We start from the raw sequence: 20983 nt of genomic DNA, 5'->3' as shown, positions 1-20983 counted from the left end.
CTCAATGCTCCCGGCTGGCGAAGTCGATGCGCGGATCGACCAGGGTGTAGGTGAGGTCGCCGATCAACTTCACCACCAGCCCCAGCAGGGTGAAGATGAACAGCGTGCCGAACACCACCGGATAATCGCGGTTGATCGCCGCTTCAAAGCTCATCAGGCCCAGGCCGTCGAGGGAGAAGATCACTTCCACCAGCAAGGATCCGGTAAAGAAGATGCCGATGAAGGCCGACGGGAAGCCGGCAATCACCAGCAGCATCGCGTTGCGAAACACATGGCCGTACAGCACGCGGTGATTGGTCAGGCCCTTGGCCTTGGCGGTGACCACGTATTGCTTGTTGATCTCGTCGAGGAAGCTGTTTTTGGTGAGCAGCGTCATGGTGGCGAAGTTGCCGATCACCAGCGCCGTCACCGGCAGCGCAAGGTGCCAGAAGTAATCGAGGACCTTGCCGCCCCAGCTCAGCTCGTCAAAGTTGTTGGAGGTGAGCCCGCGTAACGGAAACCAGTCGAAGTAACTGCCGCCGGCGAATACCACGATCAGCAGGATCGCAAACAGGAACGCCGGGATCGCGTAGCCGACGATGATCGCCGAGCTGGTCCACACGTCGAAATGGCTGCCGTGTCGCGTGGCCTTGGCGATGCCCAGCGGGATCGACACCAGGTACATGATCAGCGTGCTCCACAGCCCCAGGGAGATGGACACCGGCATCTTTTCGTTGATCAGGTCGATGACCTTGGCGTCACGGAAGAAGCTGTCGCCAAAATCCAGCCGGGCGTAGTTCTTGACCATGATCCACAAGCGTTCCGGCGCCGACTTGTCGAAGCCGTACATCTTCTCGATTTCCTTCACCAGCGCCGGGTCCAGGCCCTGGGCGCCGCGGTAGCTGGAGCCGGCCACCGAGACTTCGGCACCGCCACCGGCGATACGGCTGGTGGCGCCTTCAAAGCCTTCCAGCTTGGCGATCATCTGCTCCACCGGGCCACCGGGGGCGGCCTGGATGATCACAAAGTTGATCAGCAAAATGCCGAACAGGGTCGGGATGATCAGCAGCAGTCGGCGAACAATATAGGCCAGCATCTCAGTCGCCCCCGCTCGCCGGATCGGCGGTCTGGTTGGTGTCCACGGTTACCGCAGGTTTGGCGTCGGGTTTGCTCCACCAGGTGGCGGTGCCGACGTCATAGCGCGGTGAGACTTTCGGGTGGCCGAGGTGGTCCCAATAGGCCACGCGGAAGGTCTTGATGTGCCAGTTGGGGATCACGTAGTAGCCGAATTGCAGCACACGGTCCAGGGCCTTGGCGTGGGCCACCAGGCTCTTGCGCGAGTCGGAGTCGATGAGTTCTTCCACCAGTTGGTCGATGGCCGGGTCTTTCAGGCCGATGTAGTTGCGGCTGCCGGGTTTGTCGGCGCTGGACGACTTCCAGTACTCACGCTGCTCGTTACCCGGCGAGGAGGACTGCGGGAAGCCGCCCACCACCATGTCGAAATCCCGCGAGCGGATGCGGTTGATGTACTGGGAGACATCCACCCGGCGAATCACCAGGTCAATCCCCAGGTCGGCCAGGTTGCGCTTGAACGGCAGCAGGATGCGTTCGAACTCGGTCTGGGCCAGCAGGAACTCGATGGTCACCGGTTTCCCCGTGGTGTCGACCATCTTGTCATCGACGATCTTCCAGCCGGCCTCTTGCAGCAACTGATAAGCCTCGCGTTGCTGGGTGCGGATCATGCCGCTGGCGTCGGTCTTCGACGGCTCGAAGGCATCGGTAAACACCTGGGGCGGGATCTTGTCCCGCAGCGGCTCAAGAATCGCCAGCTCGGCCGGGCCGGGCAGGCCGGTCGCGGCCATCTCGGAGTTTTCGAAATAGCTGCGGCTGCGAGTGTAGGCGCCGTTAAACAGCTGCTTGTTGCTCCATTCGAAGTCCAGCAGCAGGCTGATGGCCTTGCGTACCCGAACGTCCTGGAACATCGGCTTACGGATGTTGAACACGAAGCCCTGCATCCCGGTGGGGTTGCCGTTGGGGATTTCTTCCTTGATCAGGCGGCCCTGGGCAACGGCGGGGGTGTTGTAGGCGTTGGCCCAGTTTTTCGCGCTGATCTCCAGCCAGTAATCGAACTGCCCGGCCTTCAGCGCTTCAAGGGCCACGGTGTTGTCGCGGTAGTAGTCGGTGACGCGGTAATCGAAGTTGTAGAAGCCCTTGTTGATCGGCAGGTCCTTGGCCCAGTAATCCTTGACCCGCTCGTAGCGGATCGAACGCCCGGCCTTGACCTCGGCCACCTTGTACGGGCCGCTACCCAATGGAATCTCCAGGTTGCCCTTGGAAAAGTCCCGGGTCTCCCAGTAATGCTTGGGCAATACCGTGAGTTGCCCGAGGATCAGCGGCAGTTCGCGATTATTGGTGCGCTTGAACTTGAACAGCACGCGCAGCGGGTCTTCGGCGACCACCTCATCGACGTCGGCGTAGTAGGTTTTGTAGATCGGCGAGCCGTCTTTCATCAGCGTCTGGAAGCTGAACACCACGTCTTCGGCGCGAATCGGGTGGCCGTCGTGAAAGCGCGCTTCGGGGCGAATGTAGAAGCGCACCCAGCTGTTGTCCGGGGCCTTTTCGATCTTGCCGGCTACCAGGCCGTATTCGGTGATGGGTTCGTCCAGGCTTTGCTGGGCGAGGGTGTCGTAGATGAGGCCGACGTTGTCGGCCGGCACGCCCTTGCTGATGAACGGGTTGAGGCTGTCGAAGCCGCCCATGCTGGACTCGCGGAAGGTGCCGCCCTTGGGGGCCTGCGGGTTGACGTAGTCGACATGCTTGAAATCGGCGGGGTACTTGGGTGGTTCGTTGTAGAGGGTCAGGGCATGTTGCGGGGCCGCATTGGCGGCGCCGCACAACAACAGGCTGCCAAGGATCGCAGTACGCAAAGGTATCATTGGGCTTTCTCCGAAGCTTTCAGCCACCATGCGCTCAGGCCCAGGCTGTAGGGCGGCGTGGTGACGAAGGCGAACCGGTTGCGGTACGCCAGGCGATGATAGTTGAGGTACCAGTTGGGAATACTGTAGTGCTGCCACAGCAGGACGCGGTCGAGCGCCCGGCCGGCGGCCAATTGTTCTTCGCGGGTTTGCGCCGCCAGCAGTTGGTCCAGCAGATGGTCGACCACCGGGTTGGCGATGCCTGCGTAATTTTTGCTGCCCTTGACCGCCGCCTGGCTGGAGTGGAAATACTGCCACTGCTCAAGGCCGGGGCTGAGGGTCTGGTTGAGGGTCATCAGAATCATGTCGAAGTCGAATTGATCGAGGCGCTGTTTGTACTGTGCGCGGTCTACCGTACGCAAGCGGGCATCGACGCCGATGCTGGTCAAATTCTCGACATAGGGTTGCAGGATGCGCTCCAGGTTCGGATTCACCAGCAGGATCTCCAGGCGCAGCGGCTGGCCGTCACTGTTGAGCAGGCGTTGCCCGGACAGCTTCCAGCCGGCTTCGCCCAGCAACGCGAGGGCGCGGCGCAGGGTGTCCCGGGGGATGCCGCGACCGTCGGTCTGGGGCAGGCTGAAGGGTTGGGTAAACAGGTTGGCCGGCAGTTGATCGCGATAGGGCGACAACATCAGCCACTCATGACCGGTGGGCACGCCGGTGGCGGAGAATTCGCTGTTGGGGTAGTAGCTGAGGGTGCGTTTATAGGCGCCGCTGAACAGGGTGCGGTTGGTCCACTCGAAATCAAACATCAAGCCCAGGGCTTCGCGCACCTTGGCCTGGCTGAAGGTCGGGCGCCGGCTGTTCATGAACAGGCCCTGGCTCTGGGTCGGAATCTGGTGGGCGATCTGCGCCTTGATCACATCGCCACGGTTGACCGCCGGGAAGTTGTAGCCGTTGGCCCAGTTCTTCGCCTGGTGCTCGATATAGATATCGAACTCGCCGGCCTTGAACGCTTCGAAGGCCACGTCGCTGTCACGGTAAAACTCCACCTCGACCTTGTCGTAGTTATAGAAACCACGGTTGACCGCCAGGTCCTTGCCCCAGTAATCCTTGACCCGTTCGAACACCAGTTGGCGTCCAGGCGAGACCTTTGTGATGCGATAAGGCCCGCTGCCCAGCGGCGGCTCGAAGGTGGTGGCCTTGAAGTCACGGTTTTTCCAGTAATGCTGGGGCAATACCGGAAGCTCCCCAAGGCGCAGGATCAGCAATGGGTTGCCGGCACGCTTGAACACAAAACGAATGCGATGCCGATTGAGAATGTCGACCCGGGCGACTTCCTGCAGGTTGGTGCGGTACTGCGGGTGGCCTTCGGTCAGCAGCGTGCGATAGGAAAACGCCACGTCGTAGGCGGTAATCGGCTTGCCATCGTGGAAGCGTGCTTCAGGGCGCAGGTTGAACACTACCCAACTGCGGTCTTCGCTGTATTCCACCGACTGGGCAATCAGGCCGTAGCTGGACGTCGGTTCATCGCCGGACGGGGCGTACTGGCCGGTGCCGACCATCAGCGGCTCATTGAGCTCGTTGACGCCGTATTGCAGGAAGTTGGCGGTGGAGACCGGGCTGGAGCCCTTGAAGGTGTAAGGGTTGAGGGTGTCGAACGTGCCAAACGCCATCACCCGCAGTGTGCCGCCTTTTGGCGCTGCAGGGTTTACCCAGTCGAAGTGGGTGAATTTGGTCGGGTACTTGAGCATGCCGAACTGCGCATAACCGTGGCTCTCGGTAATGGTCGCGTTCGCGGAAAAGCTCAAGGCCAGACTTATTAGTAGAAGGAGGGGACGCTTCAAGTCAGAGATCCGATCCAGGCGGCTTGGGCTTTATGAACCGTACAGTAACAGCTTGTTCCGATTGGAAAAAGGCTGGTGCCGTGGGAGGAAGACTACAGGCTTGGGGGGTGATAAGGAGGGTGAACGAAAAAGGGGGAACGGTCGCCCGTTCCCCCCTGTATTTGCTGCTTAGCGTGGCCCGGAAACCACCAGCATCTGCCCGGGCTTCAGCGCCTGGCCAGTGCGCGGGTTCCAGCGCTTGAGATGTTGCATCTCGACGTTGAAGCGCTTGGCGACGATGTACAGCGAGTCGCCTTTCTTGACCTTGTATTGCACCGGCTTCTTGCTGTCGGCCTTGGCCACCAGCTTGCGGGTGTCCTGCATCACCAGGGTCTGGCCGACCTTCAGCGCCTGGCCATTGAGCTTGTTCCAGCGCTGCAAATCATGCACGTCGACCTTGTTGGCCTTGGCAATCAGCGTCAGGTTGTCGCCGCTGCGGACCTTGTAGTTGCGGGTGCGACCGGCAATGGCCTTGTGCTCAACGTCGTCGAACACCGGCTTTTTCGGGCGCATGCTCAGCAATTCTTCCGGCTTCATCGCCGAAAGGCTGCTGGCCAGCAACTGCGCCTTGGAGGTGGGCACCAGCAAATGCTGCGGGCCGTCCAGGGTGGTGCGCTGCTTCAGGGCGGGGTTGAGCTGGAACAGTTCGTCTTCGTCAATCTCGGCCAGCGCGGCGACCCGTGACAGGTCCATGCTCGTTTTGATTTCTACCACTTCAAAGTACGGTGTGTTGGCAATCGGGTTCAGGTTGACACCGTACGCCTCGGGGGCCAGCACCACCTGGGACAGCGCCAGGAACTTGGGCACGTAGTCCTTGGTTTCCTGGGGCAGTGGCAGGTTCCAGTAGTCTGTCGGCAAGCCGAGCTTCTCGTTACGCTCGATGGCCCGGCTGACCGTGCCTTCACCTGCGTTGTAAGCCGCCAGGGCCAGCAGCCAGTCGCCGTTGAACATGTCATGCAGACGTGTCAGGTAGTCCAGGGCGGCGGTGGTGGAGGCGGTGATGTCGCGGCGGCCGTCGTAGGCGCGGGTCTGGCGCAGGTTGAAGTAGCGCCCGGTGGCGGGAACGAACTGCCACAGGCCGACCGCATCGCTGCGGGAATAGGCCATCGGGTTGTAGGCGCTTTCAATCACTGGCAGCAGCGCCAGTTCCAGGGGCATGTTGCGCTCTTCAAGGCGCTCGACGATGTAATGAATGTAGAGGCTGCCGCGTTCGCCGGCGTTCTCAAGAAAGGAAGGGTTGCTGGCAAACCACAATCTTTGCTGTTCAATGCGCGGGTTGACGCCTAACCCGTCCTGCAATTGAAAGCCCCGGCGCATGCGCTCCCAGACATCCTGGGGCACTTCCGGGCTTGGCTTCTCTGATAGCCAAAGGGGTTTTTGCTTGATCTTGGCGGTAAGGTTTGGCTTGGGTTGCACGGTGGATTGTGCGGCAAAATTAGTCGATTGGCAGCCCGCCAGAGTAGCGGACACAGCCACCGCCACGGCTTGAGCCAGGCGGGTCAATGCGTCTGAATGGTTGGTTTTACGAATAGATGACGACATTGGCTGGAAGTAAGTTCCGGGCAAAAATGTCGGGCGATTCTAGAAAGCGCGTGGGTTGCGGTCAACCATTCAGAAATTACGTACTAAATTCCGCGCGCTTAGAACGTATCTTTCCAAGACCTCAAGCTAGCAAACACCTCGCTCCCGGCCCGGTTATCCCGGCCATTCCGTTCGTCTGCTTTTTCTTTAACGGATGTTTCAGAGGTCCGCAAAAAAGGGTTAGTGAGTTTTTCCAGAGCCAGGTTCGAGGGCAGCGTCATCTCGCCGTTGGCCCGCAGTTGCCGGACGTTCTCCACCCGTTCGGCGATATCCGCGTTATGCGGTTCCACGGCCTGGGCGAATTTCAGGTTGCTTTGTGTGTATTCGTGGGTGCAGTACACCAGCGTGTTCGCCGGCAATGCCGCCAGGCGCTCAAGGGAGGTGTGCATTTGTTGCGGGGTGCCTTCGAACAGGCGGCCACAACCGGCTGCGAACAGGGTGTCACCACAGAACAGCACGCCCTGGTGATAAAAGGCGATATGGCCGAGGGTGTGGCCGGGTACGGCAAACACCTGGAAGTCCCAGCCCAGCACGTTGATCCGGTCGTTATCCTGGAGTGCGACGTCCCGCGCCGGGATCTTTTCATTGGCCGGGCCGTAGACCGTGGCGCCCGAAACACGTTTAAGTTGCTCGACGCCGCCGACATGATCATGGTGATGGTGAGTCACCAGGATGTCGCTGAGGGTCCAGTCGGGGTGCTGCTGGAGCCAGGCCAGCACGGGCGCGGCATCACCGGGGTCGACCACGGCGCAGCGCTTGTTCGGCTGATCCTGTAACAACCAGATGTAGTTATCGGTGAAGGCGGGCAGGGCACTGATCTGTATCATTCTTTGATTCGCCAAGCTGAACACATTGGTGCATCTTAGAACTTCTTGGCGAGTTGGAGAATGCAATGACTGATAAAGCGTTCGCCCAGGCCGATCCCGAGTGGCTGGCACTGATCGGTGCCGCCCGTGAATGGCTGTCCGGGCCTATCGGGCAATTTTTGCTGGATGAAGAGCGGCGCATGCTCGAAGACGAGCTGGGCCGGTTCTTTGGCGGTTACCTGGTGCATTACGGTCCGTCGGCACAAACCCCGCCGTCGGCGCCTCAGGTGCAACGCAATGTGCGCCTGGGGGCGCCGTTGCCGGGTGTTGAAATCGTGTGCGAGGAGCAGGCCTGGCCGTTGAGCGAGCATGCCGCCGATGTGGTGGTGTTGCAGCATGGGCTGGATTTCTGCCTGTCGCCCCACGGTTTGCTGCGTGAAGCGGCCAGCAGCGTGCGCCCAGGTGGCCATTTGCTGATCATCGGTATCAACCCCTGGAGCAGTTGGGGGTTGCGCCACGTGTTCGCCCACGACGGGCTGCGCCAGGCGCGCTGTATCTCGCCGTCGCGGGTGGGCGACTGGTTGAACCTGCTGGGCTTTGCGCTGGAGAAACGCCGCTTCGGGTGCTATCGTCCGCCGCTTGCGTCTGCCAAGTGGCAGGGCCGGCTGGCCGGCTGGGAGCGCAGGGCCGGTGCCTGGCAATTGTCCGGTGGTGGTTTCTACCTGTTGGTGGCGCGCAAGATCGTCGTTGGCCTGCGCCCGGTGCGCCAGGTACGCCGCGAACCGATGGGCAAGCTGGTGCCGATGCCGATGGCCAAGGTCAATCGCAAGCAGAGCGAGCAGTAAACCTACCTTTTTTGATTTCAGGTCGAGCCTCTCGACCTCGGGCCTTTGTCGGTCGATTATCGGCAACCCGCTTTGATGGATCCCGCTTTGATGGATAGTGAAATGACCGATAGCGTAGAACTCTTCACCGATGGCGCCTGCAAGGGCAACCCCGGTCCCGGCGGATGGGGCGCCTTGCTGGTGTGCAAGGGCGTGGAGAAGGAACTGTGGGGCGGCGAAGCCAACACCACCAACAACCGCATGGAGCTGATGGGCGCGATTCGCGGCCTTGAAGAGCTCAAACGCCGTTGTGACGTGTTGCTGGTGACCGACTCCCAGTACGTGATGAAGGGCATCAACGAGTGGATGGTCAACTGGAAGAAGCGCGGCTGGAAGACCGCCGCCAAGGAACCGGTGAAAAACGCCGACCTGTGGCAGTTGCTCGATGAGCAATGCAACCGCCACAACATCACCTGGAAGTGGGTGCGCGGGCACATCGGCCACCCGGGTAACGAGCGGGCCGACCAGTTGGCCAACCGTGGCGTGGATGACGTGCGCGGCTACAAGCAGAGCTGATGACGGCTGACGTGTTAAGATCCCGCCCCTTGAAATGTACCAAACCGTTGAGAGCTGAACCCTGATGGCCATCCGATCTGTTGTACTCGATACCGAAACCACCGGCATGCCGGTGACCGACGGCCACCGGATCATTGAAATCGGCTGCGTCGAACTGATGGGCCGCCGCCTCACTGGCCGGCACTTCCACGTCTACCTGCAACCGGATCGGGAAAGTGATGAAGGCGCCATCGGCGTCCACGGCATCACCAACGAATTCCTGGTGGGCAAGCCGCGGTTTGCCGAAGTGGCCGATGAGTTCTTCGAGTTCATCAACGGCGCGCAGCTGATCATCCATAACGCGGCGTTCGACGTTGGCTTCATCAACAACGAATTTGCGCTGATGGGCCAGACCGATCGGGCTGACATTACCCAGCACTGCTCGATCCTCGATACCCTGATGATGGCGCGTGAGCGTCACCCGGGCCAGCGCAACAGCCTCGATGCATTGTGCAAACGCTATGGCGTCGACAACTCCGGTCGTGAACTCCACGGCGCGTTGCTCGACTCCGAGATTCTCGCCGACGTTTACCTGACCATGACCGGCGGCCAGACCAGCCTGTCCCTGGCCGGCAACGCGTCGGATGGCAACGGTTCGGCAGAAGGCTCGGGCAATCGCCCTTCGGAAATCCGCCGCCTGCCAGCGGATCGCCAGCCCACCACGATCATTCGCGCCAGCGAGCAGGACATGGCCGAGCACGCAGCGCGTCTGGAGGCGATCGCCAAATCTGCCGGCGCCCCGGCGCTGTGGACCCAATTGACCCAGCAATAACCGTCACCCCAGTGCCAGCCCCTGGCTGGCCCTGATCAAGTCATACGCCTTGCGCGCAATCGGGTTCGCCGTGTTCGGGCGGATCCACAGGTAGTACGTCACCTCTGGCATCCTCGGCAGCCCATCGTTCTCCCCCAATACCCGCATGTCCGGCCCGAGCATTTCCATGCTCCGTGGGGTCACGCCCAACCCTGCGCGGGTGGCGGCCTTGATCCCGATCAGGTTCGACGCCAGATACGCCTGGCGCCACGGGATATTCGCCCGTTCCAGCGCCTCCAGGGCATAGCGTCGATAGATACTCGGCTCATCCACCAGAATCAGCGGCAGCGGTTCGCTCGGCGAATGAATGTATTGCGCCGAACAGATCCACCACACCGGCGAAGTACGCAACGCAAAGCCTTCCAGGTTGGCGTCGGCGCGGGTGGAAATCACCATGTCGACCTTGCCCCGGTGCAAGTCATCCATCAGGAACGGGCTGCGGCCTACATCGATCTCCAGGCGCAGGCGCGGAGCCGAACGGGCGATGTGGCTGAGGATCGGCGGCAAGATGGTGTCGGCGATGTCATGGGGCGAGCCGATGCGCAGCACGCCGCTGAGGCTGCTTTCCCGCAGGGAATTAAGCGCGTCGTCATTCAGCGACAGCATCTGCCGCGCATGCCGCAATAACTGCAAGCCGGGTTCCGTCAGCTGTTTTTGCCGGCCGCGTTTCTCAAACAGGCTGACCCCCACTTGCTGTTCGAGGCGCTGCATATGCTGGGTGACGGAGGATTGCGTGCGTGCCAGATGAGTGCCGGCTTCGGCAAAGCTGTGGTGGTCGACCACGGCAATAAAGGTGCGGAGCAGTTCGAGATCGAGGGTCGACATGGCCATTCCAGGGCGTTTTTTATATCAAGGGTGCGAAGATAAACATTACAGATATTTATGTTTTGTCGCGTAGAATTTTTACGAGAGCTAATGATTTCGAGTATATGGCCAAAAAGCAGCGCGTCCATATACGGGAAGTTATAACGATATTAGATATTTGAATTTCCGTTACCCCGGCACTCTCCCTAGCATGCCCCCACATCAGGTCGGGGTACGCCGATCGCTAATGAGGGGAGTTCCATGGGTTTTGTGCGCGCGGCGGTAAAACGAAGGTTGCCTGTGGTCCTGGGCGCATTGATTGCCCTGGGCGGCAGCGTGGTGGCTCAGGCCGATGCGACCCTGGACAAGATCCAGCAGCGCCATGTGCTGGTGGTCGGCGTGCTGCTCTCCGGCGGGCCGTTTGGCGGCATCGACCCGGCTACCCAGAAGCCCAAGGGCCTTAACGTCGACCTGGCCAACGAGCTGGGCCGTCAGTTGGGCGCCGAAGTGCAACTGGTGCCGGTATTGCCGGCCAACCGCGTGCAGTTCCTGCAACAGGGCAAGGTCGACCTGCTGATCGCGAATATGGAATGGACCGCCGAGCGTGGCGACATCCTCGGTTTCGTGCCGACCCCGTTCTACAAGATCGGCGGCACCGCAGCGGTGCTCAAGGACAGCAAGATCACCCGCTGGGCAGACCTCAAGGATCAGCCGGTGTGCACCTCCCAGGGCAGCAGCTACGTGAAGCCGCTCACCGAGCTTGGCGCGCAGATCAAGGCCTTCAAAAGCTCCTCCGAATCCCTGCTGGCCCTGCGTGGCAACAACTGCGTCGCCGCCGTGCATGACTCCACGCTGGTCAATCCGCTGATCAACGACAGCGCCGAATGGAAGGATTACCGCACCCTCAGCCCCGAGTTGAATCCTGCACCGTCGGTGATCTGGACTCGCCGTGGCGAGAGCGACACCCAGGCCAGACTCGACCCGATCGTCAAGGAACTGCACCGCAGCGGCTGGCTGATCGACGCCCAGACCCGTAACCACATCACCCCGGCTTCCCCGGCGCTGGTGGAGTTGCAGAAACAGTTCAAGGGCGCCTGAGCATGCGATTGAAATCCCTGACCGTTCTCGGCCTGGCCCTGTGCGCAAGCCTGGCCCACGCCGACGCCACCCTCGACAAGATCCAGCAACGCCACGCCATCAGCGTCGGCGTGATTCTCAGCGGCCCGCCGTTTGGCACCATCGACCCCAAGACCGGCGAACACCTGGGCTACAACGTGGAGTTGGCCAAGGGCCTCGGCCAGGCGCTGGGTGTGGAGACCAAGACCGTTTCGGTACTGGCCCCCAACCGCGTGCAGTTCCTGCAGCAAGGCAAGGTCGATGTGCTGATTGCCAACATGCAATACACCGACGAGCGCGCCGAGATTCTCGACTACGTGCCCACGCCCTATGAAGAAGTCGGCGGCGCGGCGTTGATCCGCAAAGGCGCCGGCATCACCCAGTGGGCCGACCTCAAGGACAAGCCGGTGTGCGTGTCCCAGGGCAGCAACTTCATCAAGCCGCTGCAGGAAACCTACGGCGCGCAGATCAAGGCGTTCCGCAGCCAGTCTGAATCCCTGTTGTCGTTGCGTGGCAATGGCTGCGTGGCGGCGGTGCACGTCAGCCCGACCATGCACGCGTTGCTGGACGATGCCGAATGGTCCGGCTATGAGATCCCGTTGCCGGGAGATCTGATCCCTTCCAAATCGGTGATCTGGATCCGCAAGGGCGAACACGATACCCAGGCTCGGCTCGACGCCATCGTGCGCGACTGGCACCGCAGCGGCTGGTTGATCGCGCTGGGCGAACGCACCGGCATGGCGCCGTCCCAAGCGCTGCGTGATTTGCATGAGCAGTACAGCCATGAGTGAACCGCTATTCGCCACCCTGCAACAACTGCTAGGCACCGCCCATGTGCAGCGCAGTGACGAGGCTGCCCAGTACCTCACCGACAAACAGGGCCGCTACACCGGCCAGGTAATCGCGGTGGTGCACCCGGCCAATACCGAAGAAGTCGCCGCTGTGGTGCGTGCGTGTGTGGCCCTGGAGGCGCCCATTGTCGTCCAGGGCGGCAACACCGGCCTGATGGCAGGCGCCACGCCGGACGCCAGTGGCCGCGCGGTATTGCTGTTGCTCGACCGCATGAACCGGGTCCGCGTGATCGACACTGATAACGACACCCTGACCGTCGAAGCCGGCTGCATCCTGCAAAACGTCCAGGACGTAGCCCGTGAAGCCGGCCGGCTGTTTCCGCTGAGCCTCGGCGCCGAAGGCAGCTGCACCCTTGGCGGCAACCTTGGCACCAATGCCGGCGGTACTGCCGTGCTGCGTTATGGCAATACCCGCGAGCTGACCCTGGGCCTGGAAGTGGTGACCGCCGAAGGCGAAATCTGGAACGGCCTGCGCGGTTTGCGCAAGGACAACACCGGCTATGACCTGCGGGATTTGTACGTCGGCAGCGAAGGCACCCTCGGGATTATCACCGCCGCGACCCTGAAGCTGTTCCCGTTGCCCAAGGCCCAGGCTACTGCGCTGCTGGCCTTTGATGAATTGGCCCAGGCGGTTGCATTCCTGTCCCACGCCCGCGCCGGTTTCGGTGCGAATCTCACTGCGTTCGAACTGCTCAGCGCCGATTGCCTGGCGCTGCTGCGCGAGCAGTTTCCCGAAGGCCCGCAACCGTTCCTGAAAGCCAGCCAGCCCTGGTTCGCCTTGTTGGAGCTGTCGGATAACCACGGTGAAGCCCACGCCCGTGAAGCCTTCGAAACCGTCCTCGGTGAAGCCTTCGAACAGTCATTACTGGCCGACGCACTGATCGCCGAAAGCCTGGCGCAAAGCGAAGCCCTGTGGCTGCTGCGCGAAAACATGAGCGAGGCGCAGAAGCGCGCCGGGCGCAATATGAAGCACGACATCTCGGTGCCCATCTCGCAAATCGTCGCCTTCGTCGCCCATACCGATGCGCTGTTGCAGGCGCATTTTCCTGGAGTGCGCAACTTCACGTTCGGGCACCTGGGGGACGGCAACCTGCATTACAACGTTGCCCATCCGCTGGACTCGACGGTGGACGAGCACATGCGCAACTACGCCGAACTGAGCCTGCTGGTGCACGACAGCGCCCACGCCCACGGCGGCTCCATCAGCGCCGAGCACGGGATTGGCCAGCGCAAGGTCGGCATGCTGGGCCGCTACAAAAGCTCGGTGGAGCTGGACCTGATGCGCCGCATCAAACGCGCCCTCGACCCGAAAAACCTGCTCAACCCGGGCAAAGTCCTGGAGGTGCAGCCATGACCGTTCGCCTGTCCAGGCGCGTGCAGCGGGTGTCGCTGTCGGCCAACGCGGCAGCCAAGTCCCGCGCCACGGAACTGCGTGACGCCGGCCGCGACATTCTTGACCTGACCACCGGCGAGCCGGATTTCGATACCCCGGAGCACATCAAGCAAGCCGCCTACGCCGCCATCGCCGCGGGCGCCACCAAATACACGCCGACACCCGGGGTAAAAGCCTTGCGCGTGGCGGTGCAGCGCAAGCTGGCCGAAGAAAACCACCTCGACTATTCGCTGCCCAGCATCGTGATCGCCAACGGCGCGAAACAGATCATCTTCAATGCCTTCGCCGCCACCCTCGACGAGGGCGATCAAGTGCTGGTACCCACGCCGTATTGGCCATCGTTCCCCGACAGCGTGCGCTTCAACGGTGGCGAACCGGTGTTTATCGAGTGCGGGCTGGAGCAGGGCTGCAAGTTGCTGCCGGCGCAACTCGAGCAGCACATCAACGAGCGCACCCGCTGGCTGATCCTGAACGGCCCGGGCAACCCGAGCGGTGCGGTCTACAGCGAAGCTGAACTGCAAGCGCTGGCCGAGGTGTTGCGTCGCCATCCCCAGGTGCTGGTGCTGCTGGATGAACTCTACGAACACATCCGCTTCGACGGTCGCCCGGCCCAGAGCCTGCTGAACGTCGCGCCGGATTTGCAGGACCGCTGCCTGTTGGTGGGCGGCGTGTCCAAGACCTACGCCATGACAGGCTGGCGCATCGGCTTCGGCGCCGGGCCGCAAACCCTGACCAACGCCATGGCGGTGGTGCAATCCCAATCCACCTCCGGTGCGTCTTCCGTCGGGCAGGCCGCCGCGTTGGCCGCCTTCACCGGCGGGCTGGGCTTTTTGGCCGAGCAGGTGGCGGCCTATCAACTGCGCCGGGACCTGCTGATGATGGCCCTCGGCACCGTCGACGGCCTGGAAGTGCTTGAGCCTCAAGGCGGGTTCTTCGTGTTTGTGCGCTGCGCCGGTCTGCTCGGCCGCTACCGCCCGGACGGTCAGCCGTTGAAGGATGACGGCGATGTCGTCGCGTATTTGTTGGAGGAGGGCGTCGCCGGTGTGGCGGGCAGTGCTTATGGCCTGTCGCCGTGGTTTCGCCTGTCCATCGCCACGGCCACCGACAGCGTGGCCGAGGCCGGCCGCCGTATCGCGGTCGCCTGCGGCAAGTTGCGGGGCGTCGAATGAGTCATTGGCTGGAGATGTTTGTGCACTGGGCCGCCGGCATTGGCCTGAACTACAACTTCCTGCTGGATGCCTATCAGCGCGGCACCCTGGCGCAGGGCGCGTTGACCACCGTGTTGTTGTGCCTGTTCACCATCGTCGGCAGCCTGCTGGCCGGGATCAGCCTGGCGGCGCTGCTGACCTCGGGCAACCCATGGCTGGCCAAGCCGGCGCGGGTGTTTATCGAAGTCACCCGCAACACCCCGACCCTGGTGCAGCTGTACTGCGCGTTCCTGGTGTTGAACATGCTGCTGACCCAGGCGGTCGGCGCAGCCAACCCGCTGACGCCGTTTGCCTGGGTGGTGATCGTGATCTCCCTGCATAAAGGCGCGTTCCACGCCGAAGCCCTGCGCGCCGGCATCGAGGCGGTGCCTGCGGTGACGCTGGAAGCCGCCAGTTCCCTGGCTTTCAGCAGCCGCCAATTGCTGTGGAATGTGCAGTTGCCGTTGGCCTTGCGCTTTGCGTTGCCGTCGCTGATCAACAACCTGATCGACCTGGTGAAAATGACCGCCGTGGCCTCGGCCATTGCCGTGGGCGATATCACTTACGCCTCGATCATGATCTGGACCCAGAGCGACAACGTGCTGGAGCTGATGATTTTGATCCTGAGCTTTTTCGGCTTGCTGAGCTTTACCGTCAATTGTGTGGGGCGCTGGCTGGAAGCGCGCCTGAGGATGCCCGGTTATGGCCATTGATTCATTCCCGGTGCTGTCGGCGTTGCTGCAATGGTCGCCGGCGCTGGTCAGCGGTTTCGGCCAGAACATCCTGATCAGCCTGGTGGCGATCGGCCTCGGCTCGCTGCTGGGCCTGATGGTGGGCGCGCTGGCCATGTCGCCCTTGCGCCTGCTGCGGTTGCCGGCGCGGGTCTGGGTGCAGGTTTTCCGCAACGCGCCGTGGCTGGTGCTGATCTATTTCACTACCTACGTGTTCCCGTTCGAGATCCATATCGGCAGCAGCTACGTGTCGTTCCCCGACTGGGTCAAGGTGACCATTGGCCTCGCGTTGCCGGCCAGCGCCAACGTGGCGGAGATTTTTCGCGGTGCCATCGGCTCGATCCCCAGCACCCAGTGGGAAGCCGCGCGTTCACTGGCGTTCACCCGTGGCCAGATCTTCCGCTCGATCATCCTGCCCCAGTGCTTCAAGCGCATGTTGCCGCCGTGGATGAACCTCTACGCGGTGGTCACCATGGGCACCGCCCTGGCTTCGCTGGTGGGCGTGCACGACGTGATCGACACCGCGCAGATCGCCAGCAACACCGTGAACATGACCGGCTTTACCGTGGTGATCTACCTCAGCTTGCTGGTGTTGTTCTTCGCCTATTGCTACCCGATTTCCCGTTTGACCCAACGCCTGGAGCGCCGTTATGCCTTCTATTGAACCCCTGGTCAGCCTGCGGGACTTGCAGCTGTCGTTCGGTGACAACCGGGTGCTCAAGGGCATCGATCTTGATGTGCATCGCGGTCAGGCGGTGTCGATCATCGGCCCGTCGGGCTCGGGCAAGTCGACCATCCTGCGTTGCATCACCGGCCTGTTGCAGCCCCAGCGCGGCACCATCCGCGTCGGCGAAACCCGGGTCGATACCCTGGCCCAGGAAGCCCAGCGCATCGAGCTGCGCAAGCGCGTCGGTTTTGTGTTCCAGCAATACAACCTGTTCCCGCATTTGTCGGTGCTGGAAAACCTGGTGATCGCCCCGCGCAAGGTGCTCGGCCGCAACCGCGCCGACGCCGAGAAAGACGCGCGGGCGCTGTTGGCCAAGGTGCGCATGGAGCACAAGGCCGATGCCTATCCCGGCCAACTTTCCGGCGGGCAGCAGCAGCGGGTGGCGATTGCCCGCGCGTTGGCGATGCGCCCGGAACTGATTCTGTTCGATGAAGTGACCTCGGCCCTGGACCCGGAAACCGTCGGCGAAGTGCTGACGGTGATTCGCGAGCTGACCGAAGAGGGCATGACCTGCGTGCTGGTGACCCACGAGATGCGCTTCGCCGAAGAGATCAGCGACATCGTCTACTTCACTGAAAACGGCGTGATCGTCGAGCACGGCAGCGCCGAGCAAATCTTCCAGCGCCCCACCAGTGAGCGCACCCAGGAATTCCTGCGCCATGCCTTGGGCGATCCGGGCCGCCGTCCGCCGATCGCCAACGATCCGTACCTGTTGACCAACCTGAGCCGCTACACCCTGTCTGTCTAATAAGAGGAACCTCGTCATGAGTACCGCAAACCGTGCCGCCGTTATTGAAGACTTCCTGCAGCAGATCCGCGTCATCAACCAGCGTGGCGTAGACCGCGCGGCCCTGGTGGAAATCGTCGGGCTGCTGGAAACCCTGGCCGAGCGCCGGGACCTGTTCAACTTCAGCGAATTCCCCGCACCGGTGCCGGGGCAGGGCAGTACTGCCTTCCGTTATCGCCTGAACGACGATGGCGACACACCGACCCTGTACCTGAACTCGCTGCTGCCGGGCAAAAGCACCATCCCCCACAACCATGAAACCTGGGCGATCATCAGTGCCGTTGAAGGCCAGGAGATCAACTACGTCTATGGCCGCAACGATGAAGGGCGTGACGCAGGCTTCACCACCCTGACCCTTGAGAAAGAAGTCATCGTGCAGCCGGGTACTTCCATCTCGTTCCTTGGTGAAGACCTGCACGGGATTCGCGTCGAGGGTGAGCAGCCGACCTTGCACTTCCACCTGTATGGCTTGCCGCTGGAGTCTCTCAATGGCCGTTATGGCGTTGAAGCCGACGGCCGGATTCTCAACTACAACGCCTCGCAGATGGCCCCGTCGATCAAGGCCTACGCATGATCGACCTGTATTACTGGCCCACCGGCAATGGCCTGAAAGTCGGCATCCTGTTGGAAGAGCTGGAGGCGGAATACCGTCTGATTCCGGTGAACATCCGTGAAGGCGCGCAGAAGCAGGAAAGCTTCCGGCGCATCAGCGCGAACGGGCGGATTCCGGCGATTGTCGACCACAGCCTTGAAGCACCACTGAGCCTGTTCGAGTCCGGGGCGATCCTGAATTACCTGGCCGACCAGGCCGGGCGTTTCCTGCCGCCCGCCGGCACCGCCGAGCGCCAGAAAGTCCAGGAGTGGCTGTTCTGGCAGGTGGGGCATATCACCCCGTACCTGAGCCAGTTGCAGCTGTTCAAGGAGAAGGCGCCGGAACCGATTCCCTTCGCCCTGGACCTGCTGAACGCCGAAGCCGCGCGCCTGTATCGGGTGCTGGAGCAACGCTTGGCCGAGGTGCCGTACGTGGCGGGCGAGTACTCGGTGGCCGACATGGCGATCTTCCCGTGGATCCAGCCCCTGCGCCAAGGCCAGGACCTGGCGGACTACCCGAACATCCAGGCCTGGCGCTTGCGGATCAAGGCGCGCCCGGCGGTCCAGCGGGCCTACGCCAAGGGGCGTGAAGTGGCCGCTGGCGAGCGCTCGTTGGCCTTGCAGTAATTCATCTCTTTTTTGCGGGACTTTCATGAGCCAGACCATCACACCCGGGCAATTGCAACAATGGCTGTTCGACGGCCAGGAAATCGCCCTGTTCGACGTACGCGAGCACGGCCAATACGGCGAGGCCCACCTGTTCCACGGGGTGAACCTGCCCTATAGCCGCCTGGAGCTGGAGGTGCAGCGCCTGGCGCCGAATCCTCAGGTGCGCCTGGTGATTTACGACCAGGACGGCGGCGAGGTGGCTGCCCGGACAGCGCAGCGCTTGCAGGCGTTGGGTTACAGCAATGTGCATGTGCTGCAAGGCGGCGCGGACGGTTGGCAGGCAGCGGGCCTGCAACTGTTTGCCGGGGTGCATGTGCCGTCAAAAGCCTTTGGCGAGTTGGTGGAAGAGGCCAGCCACACGCCCCACGTCACCGCGCAGCAACTGGCGGACTGGCAGGCCAAGGGCGAGTCGCTGGTGGTGCTGGACGGCAGGCCGTTCGATGAGTACCGCAAGATGACCATTCCCGGTTCCATCTGCTGCCCCAACGGTGAACTGGGCTACCGCGTGCACGACCTGGTGCCGGATGAGACCACACCGATCGTGGTCAACTGCGCCGGTCGTACCCGCAGCATTATCGGCGCCCAGACGCTGATCAACCTCGGCGTGAAGAACCCGGTCTATGCGCTGGAGAACGGCACTCAGGGGTGGTACCTGGCGGATTTCAAGCTGGAGCATGGCAGCACCCGGCGGTATGCCGATCAGGTCTCCACTGATCTGGTGCAGCAGCGCGAGGCTGCCCGGCAATTGGCCGCGCGGGCAGGGGTGGTCACTGTTGGGGCGGATCAGGTTCGCCAGTGGGCGCAAGATCTGTCCCGCAGCCTGTTCCTGTGTGATGTGCGCACCGCCGAAGAGTTTGCCGCCGGCAGTTTGCCGGGGGCGCAACATACCCCAGGCGGGCAGTTGATCCAGTCCACCGACCTGTACATCGGCGTGCGTCAGGCGCGGGTGGTGCTGGTAGACAGCGACGGCGTGCGTGCGCCGATTGTCGCCAGTTGGCTGCGGCAGTTGGGGCATGAGGCGTATGTGCTCAAGGACGGTGTCCAGAGTGGCCTGGCGTTACCGGTCAGGCAGGCTGTGCCGTTCAAGGCGTTGCCATTGATCTCGGTGCAGGCGCTGGCCGATGCCCTGAAAGACGATGCCGTGGACCTGGTGGACCTGCGCCCGAGCATGACCCATCGCAAGGGCCGGATTGCCGGTTCGCGCTGGTCGATTCGCTCGTTGTTGGGCGCCGGTGCGCGACCGTTGGTGCTGCTGGCGGATGACCCGGCGCTGGCCGCGTTTGCTGCGCTGGAGTTGCGCGAAGAGGTGCGCGTGCTCGACGGCGGCTATGCCGCCTGGGTCGCAGCCGGTTTGCCGGTGATCGAGGATGCGCAGACGCCCGCGGATAATCAGTGCATCGACTTCCTGTTCTTCACCCACGACCGCCACAGCGGCAACAAGGATGCCGCCCGCCAATACCTGGCCTGGGAAATCGGCTTGTTGGCGCAGATGAGCGAGGCGGAAATCGCCAGCCTCAAACCGTTGGCGCCCGTATCGCGCGTGCGCACCCGGCTGATTCATGCGGCACGTACCGAAGGCGGCAATGGAGGCCGGGCGGTGAACGTCCCCATCACCCGTTTGAGCACCGTGCTGTTCGACAACCTCGCCCAGATGCGTGACGCGCGTTCCCGGCGCGACAGCGAGCGTGTCCTGAGTTACGGCGCGCGTGGCAACCCCACCGCGTTCGCCCTGGAAGATTTGGTCACCGAACTCGAAGGCGGCTATCGCACGCGGCTGTATGGCACCGGCCTCGCCGCTGCGGCGCAGACGTTCCTGGCCTACCTGCGACCCGGCGATCATGTACTGATCACCGACGCGGTGTATTCCCCGGTGCGCAAGCTGGCTCGTGAGTTCCTGCAGCCATTCGGCATCGAAGTCAGCTACTTCACCCCGGACGGCAGCGGTCTGGAAGCGCAGTTACAGGCCAACACCAAAATGGTCTATGCGGAAGTGCCGGGTTCGCTGCTGTATGAACTGTGTGACCTGCCCGCGATAGCCGCACTGTGCAAGCCGCGCGGGATTCTGCTGGCGGTGGACAATACTTGGGGCTCGGCTTACCTGTACCGCCCGCTGGCCTTGGGCGCCGACATCTCGATCATGGCCCTGACCAAATACCTCGGCGGCCACAGTGACGTGATGATGGGCAGTGTCTGCACCAGCGAAGCAGCATGGCCGGCCCTGGCGAAAATGAGCGACACCTTTGGCAATGCGGTGAGTGCCGACGATGCCTACCTGATCCTGCGTGGCGCGCGCACCCTGGCTTCCCGGCTGGACGTGCACGAGCGCCAGGCGCTGAAGATTGCCCAATGGTTGCAGGCGCAGCCGCAGGTCAAGCGGGTGTTTCATCCGGCCTTGCCCGAGCACCCTGGCCATGCGCTGTGGAAGCGCGACTTCAGCGGCAGTAACGGTTTGCTGTCGTTTGAACTCACCCGCGCGGATGCCGGTTACGTCGAACGGTTTATCGACGGCTTGCAGCTGTTTGGCCTGGGTGCGTCCTGGGGCGGTTTTGAGAGCCTGGTGACCCTGGCCGACACCCAGGACCGCCAGAGCGTCGCCGACCGTGGATTGAACCCGGTGGTGCGTCTGCATGTGGGGCTGGAGGATGTGGAGGCGTTGATCGAGGATTTGCAACGGGGGTTTGCAGCGGTGCGATGAAGGGGGAAGCAGGAG

At 62.4% G+C, this 20983-nt stretch carries 19 protein-coding genes; 13 read left to right on the top strand and 6 right to left on the bottom strand.

Annotated features, from left to right (window positions below; genetic code table 11):
- Position 1: 1 nt before the first annotated feature.
- The 5 genes from P3C29_RS07065 to gloB form a co-directional block, all read right to left on the bottom strand.
- Positions 2–1075 carry a microcin C ABC transporter permease YejB gene (locus tag P3C29_RS07065; RefSeq protein ID WP_275964182.1) on the bottom strand — a complete coding sequence of 358 codons (1074 nt, stop codon included), beginning with the start codon at positions 1073–1075 and terminating at the stop codon, positions 2–4.
- Position 1076: 1 nt separating this feature from the next.
- A complete protein-coding gene (locus tag P3C29_RS07060) occupies positions 1077–2915 on the bottom strand; it encodes an extracellular solute-binding protein (RefSeq protein ID WP_275964181.1) in 1839 nt (612 codons plus the stop codon).
- Complete coding sequence (locus tag P3C29_RS07055; protein ID WP_275964180.1) at positions 2912–4741, bottom strand: extracellular solute-binding protein; 1830 nt, start codon at positions 4739–4741, stop codon at positions 2912–2914. Before P3C29_RS07055 ends, P3C29_RS07060 begins: the two co-directional genes overlap by 4 nt.
- Before the next feature lie 168 nt (positions 4742–4909).
- The gene (locus P3C29_RS07050; RefSeq protein WP_010171672.1) at positions 4910–6322 is read right to left on the bottom strand and encodes a lytic transglycosylase domain-containing protein; all 1413 of its coding nucleotides are present in this window, start codon (positions 6320–6322) and stop codon (positions 4910–4912) included.
- Positions 6323–6420: 98 nt separating this feature from the next.
- Complete coding sequence (gene gloB, locus P3C29_RS07045; protein ID WP_169388750.1) at positions 6421–7188, bottom strand: hydroxyacylglutathione hydrolase; 768 nt, start codon at positions 7186–7188, stop codon at positions 6421–6423.
- 65 nt (positions 7189–7253) lie between these two features.
- Between gloB and P3C29_RS07040 the strand changes: the two genes are divergently transcribed.
- The 3 genes from P3C29_RS07040 to dnaQ all read left to right on the top strand — a co-directional run bounded on the left by P3C29_RS07040 (position 7254) and on the right by dnaQ (position 9378).
- On the top strand, positions 7254–8012 hold the full coding sequence (locus P3C29_RS07040) for a methyltransferase domain-containing protein (RefSeq protein ID WP_010171669.1): 759 nt from the start codon (positions 7254–7256) through the stop codon (positions 8010–8012).
- A gap of 102 nt (positions 8013–8114) precedes the next feature.
- On the top strand, positions 8115–8567 hold the full coding sequence (gene rnhA / locus P3C29_RS07035; protein WP_010171667.1) for a ribonuclease HI: 453 nt from the start codon (positions 8115–8117) through the stop codon (positions 8565–8567).
- Between the two features lie 70 nt (positions 8568–8637).
- Entirely contained in the window at positions 8638–9378 is a 741-nt protein-coding gene (gene dnaQ, locus P3C29_RS07030; RefSeq protein WP_169389386.1) for a DNA polymerase III subunit epsilon, read from the top strand.
- A 3-nt stretch (positions 9379–9381) separates the two neighbouring features.
- On the opposite strand, the gene P3C29_RS07025 is transcribed toward dnaQ, so the two are convergent.
- Entirely contained in the window at positions 9382–10248 is an 867-nt protein-coding gene (locus tag P3C29_RS07025) for a LysR substrate-binding domain-containing protein (protein WP_088422378.1), read from the bottom strand.
- A 234-nt stretch (positions 10249–10482) separates the two neighbouring features.
- Between P3C29_RS07025 and P3C29_RS07020 the strand changes: the two genes are divergently transcribed.
- Genes P3C29_RS07020 through metC form a run of 10 tightly spaced genes read left to right on the top strand, consistent with a single transcriptional unit; the run spans position 10483 to position 20968 of the window.
- The gene (locus P3C29_RS07020) at positions 10483–11319 is read left to right on the top strand and encodes a transporter substrate-binding domain-containing protein (RefSeq protein ID WP_201124438.1); all 837 of its coding nucleotides are present in this window, start codon (positions 10483–10485) and stop codon (positions 11317–11319) included.
- A 2-nt stretch (positions 11320–11321) separates the two neighbouring features.
- Complete coding sequence (locus P3C29_RS07015; RefSeq protein ID WP_201124437.1) at positions 11322–12128, top strand: transporter substrate-binding domain-containing protein; 807 nt, start codon at positions 11322–11324, stop codon at positions 12126–12128.
- On the top strand, positions 12121–13542 hold the full coding sequence (locus P3C29_RS07010; RefSeq protein WP_275964179.1) for an FAD-binding oxidoreductase: 1422 nt from the start codon (positions 12121–12123) through the stop codon (positions 13540–13542). The genes P3C29_RS07015 and P3C29_RS07010 overlap by 8 nt, the downstream gene beginning before the upstream one ends.
- Positions 13539–14750 carry an aminotransferase class I/II-fold pyridoxal phosphate-dependent enzyme gene (locus P3C29_RS07005; protein ID WP_275964178.1) on the top strand — a complete coding sequence of 404 codons (1212 nt, stop codon included), beginning with the start codon at positions 13539–13541 and terminating at the stop codon, positions 14748–14750. Before P3C29_RS07010 ends, P3C29_RS07005 begins: the two co-directional genes overlap by 4 nt.
- Positions 14747–15481 (top strand): amino acid ABC transporter permease, encoded by a 735-nt coding sequence (locus tag P3C29_RS07000; protein ID WP_029615941.1) that lies wholly within the window; start codon positions 14747–14749, stop codon positions 15479–15481. Before P3C29_RS07005 ends, P3C29_RS07000 begins: the two co-directional genes overlap by 4 nt.
- Positions 15471–16163 carry an amino acid ABC transporter permease gene (locus tag P3C29_RS06995; RefSeq protein ID WP_010171655.1) on the top strand — a complete coding sequence of 231 codons (693 nt, stop codon included), beginning with the start codon at positions 15471–15473 and terminating at the stop codon, positions 16161–16163. The genes P3C29_RS07000 and P3C29_RS06995 overlap by 11 nt, the downstream gene beginning before the upstream one ends.
- Entirely contained in the window at positions 16150–16974 is an 825-nt protein-coding gene (locus P3C29_RS06990) for an amino acid ABC transporter ATP-binding protein (protein ID WP_275964177.1), read from the top strand. Before P3C29_RS06995 ends, P3C29_RS06990 begins: the two co-directional genes overlap by 14 nt.
- Positions 16975–16990: 16 nt before the next feature.
- A complete protein-coding gene (locus P3C29_RS06985) occupies positions 16991–17587 on the top strand; it encodes a cysteine dioxygenase (protein WP_010171652.1) in 597 nt (198 codons plus the stop codon).
- Positions 17584–18231, top strand: a complete 648-nt coding sequence (locus P3C29_RS06980) for a glutathione binding-like protein (protein ID WP_201124435.1) — start codon at positions 17584–17586, stop codon at positions 18229–18231. The genes P3C29_RS06985 and P3C29_RS06980 overlap by 4 nt, the downstream gene beginning before the upstream one ends.
- Positions 18232–18256: 25 nt before the next feature.
- On the top strand, positions 18257–20968 hold the full coding sequence (gene metC, locus P3C29_RS06975; RefSeq protein ID WP_275964176.1) for a cystathionine beta-lyase: 2712 nt from the start codon (positions 18257–18259) through the stop codon (positions 20966–20968).
- Positions 20969–20983 lie beyond the last annotated feature (15 nt).

Source organism: Pseudomonas sp. 1912-s, from assembly GCF_029269205.1.
GTDB lineage: Bacteria > Pseudomonadota > Gammaproteobacteria > Pseudomonadales > Pseudomonadaceae > Aquipseudomonas.
The sequence above is the reverse complement of the archived record's forward strand: the minus strand, read 5'-3'. Positions and strand labels throughout refer to the sequence as shown.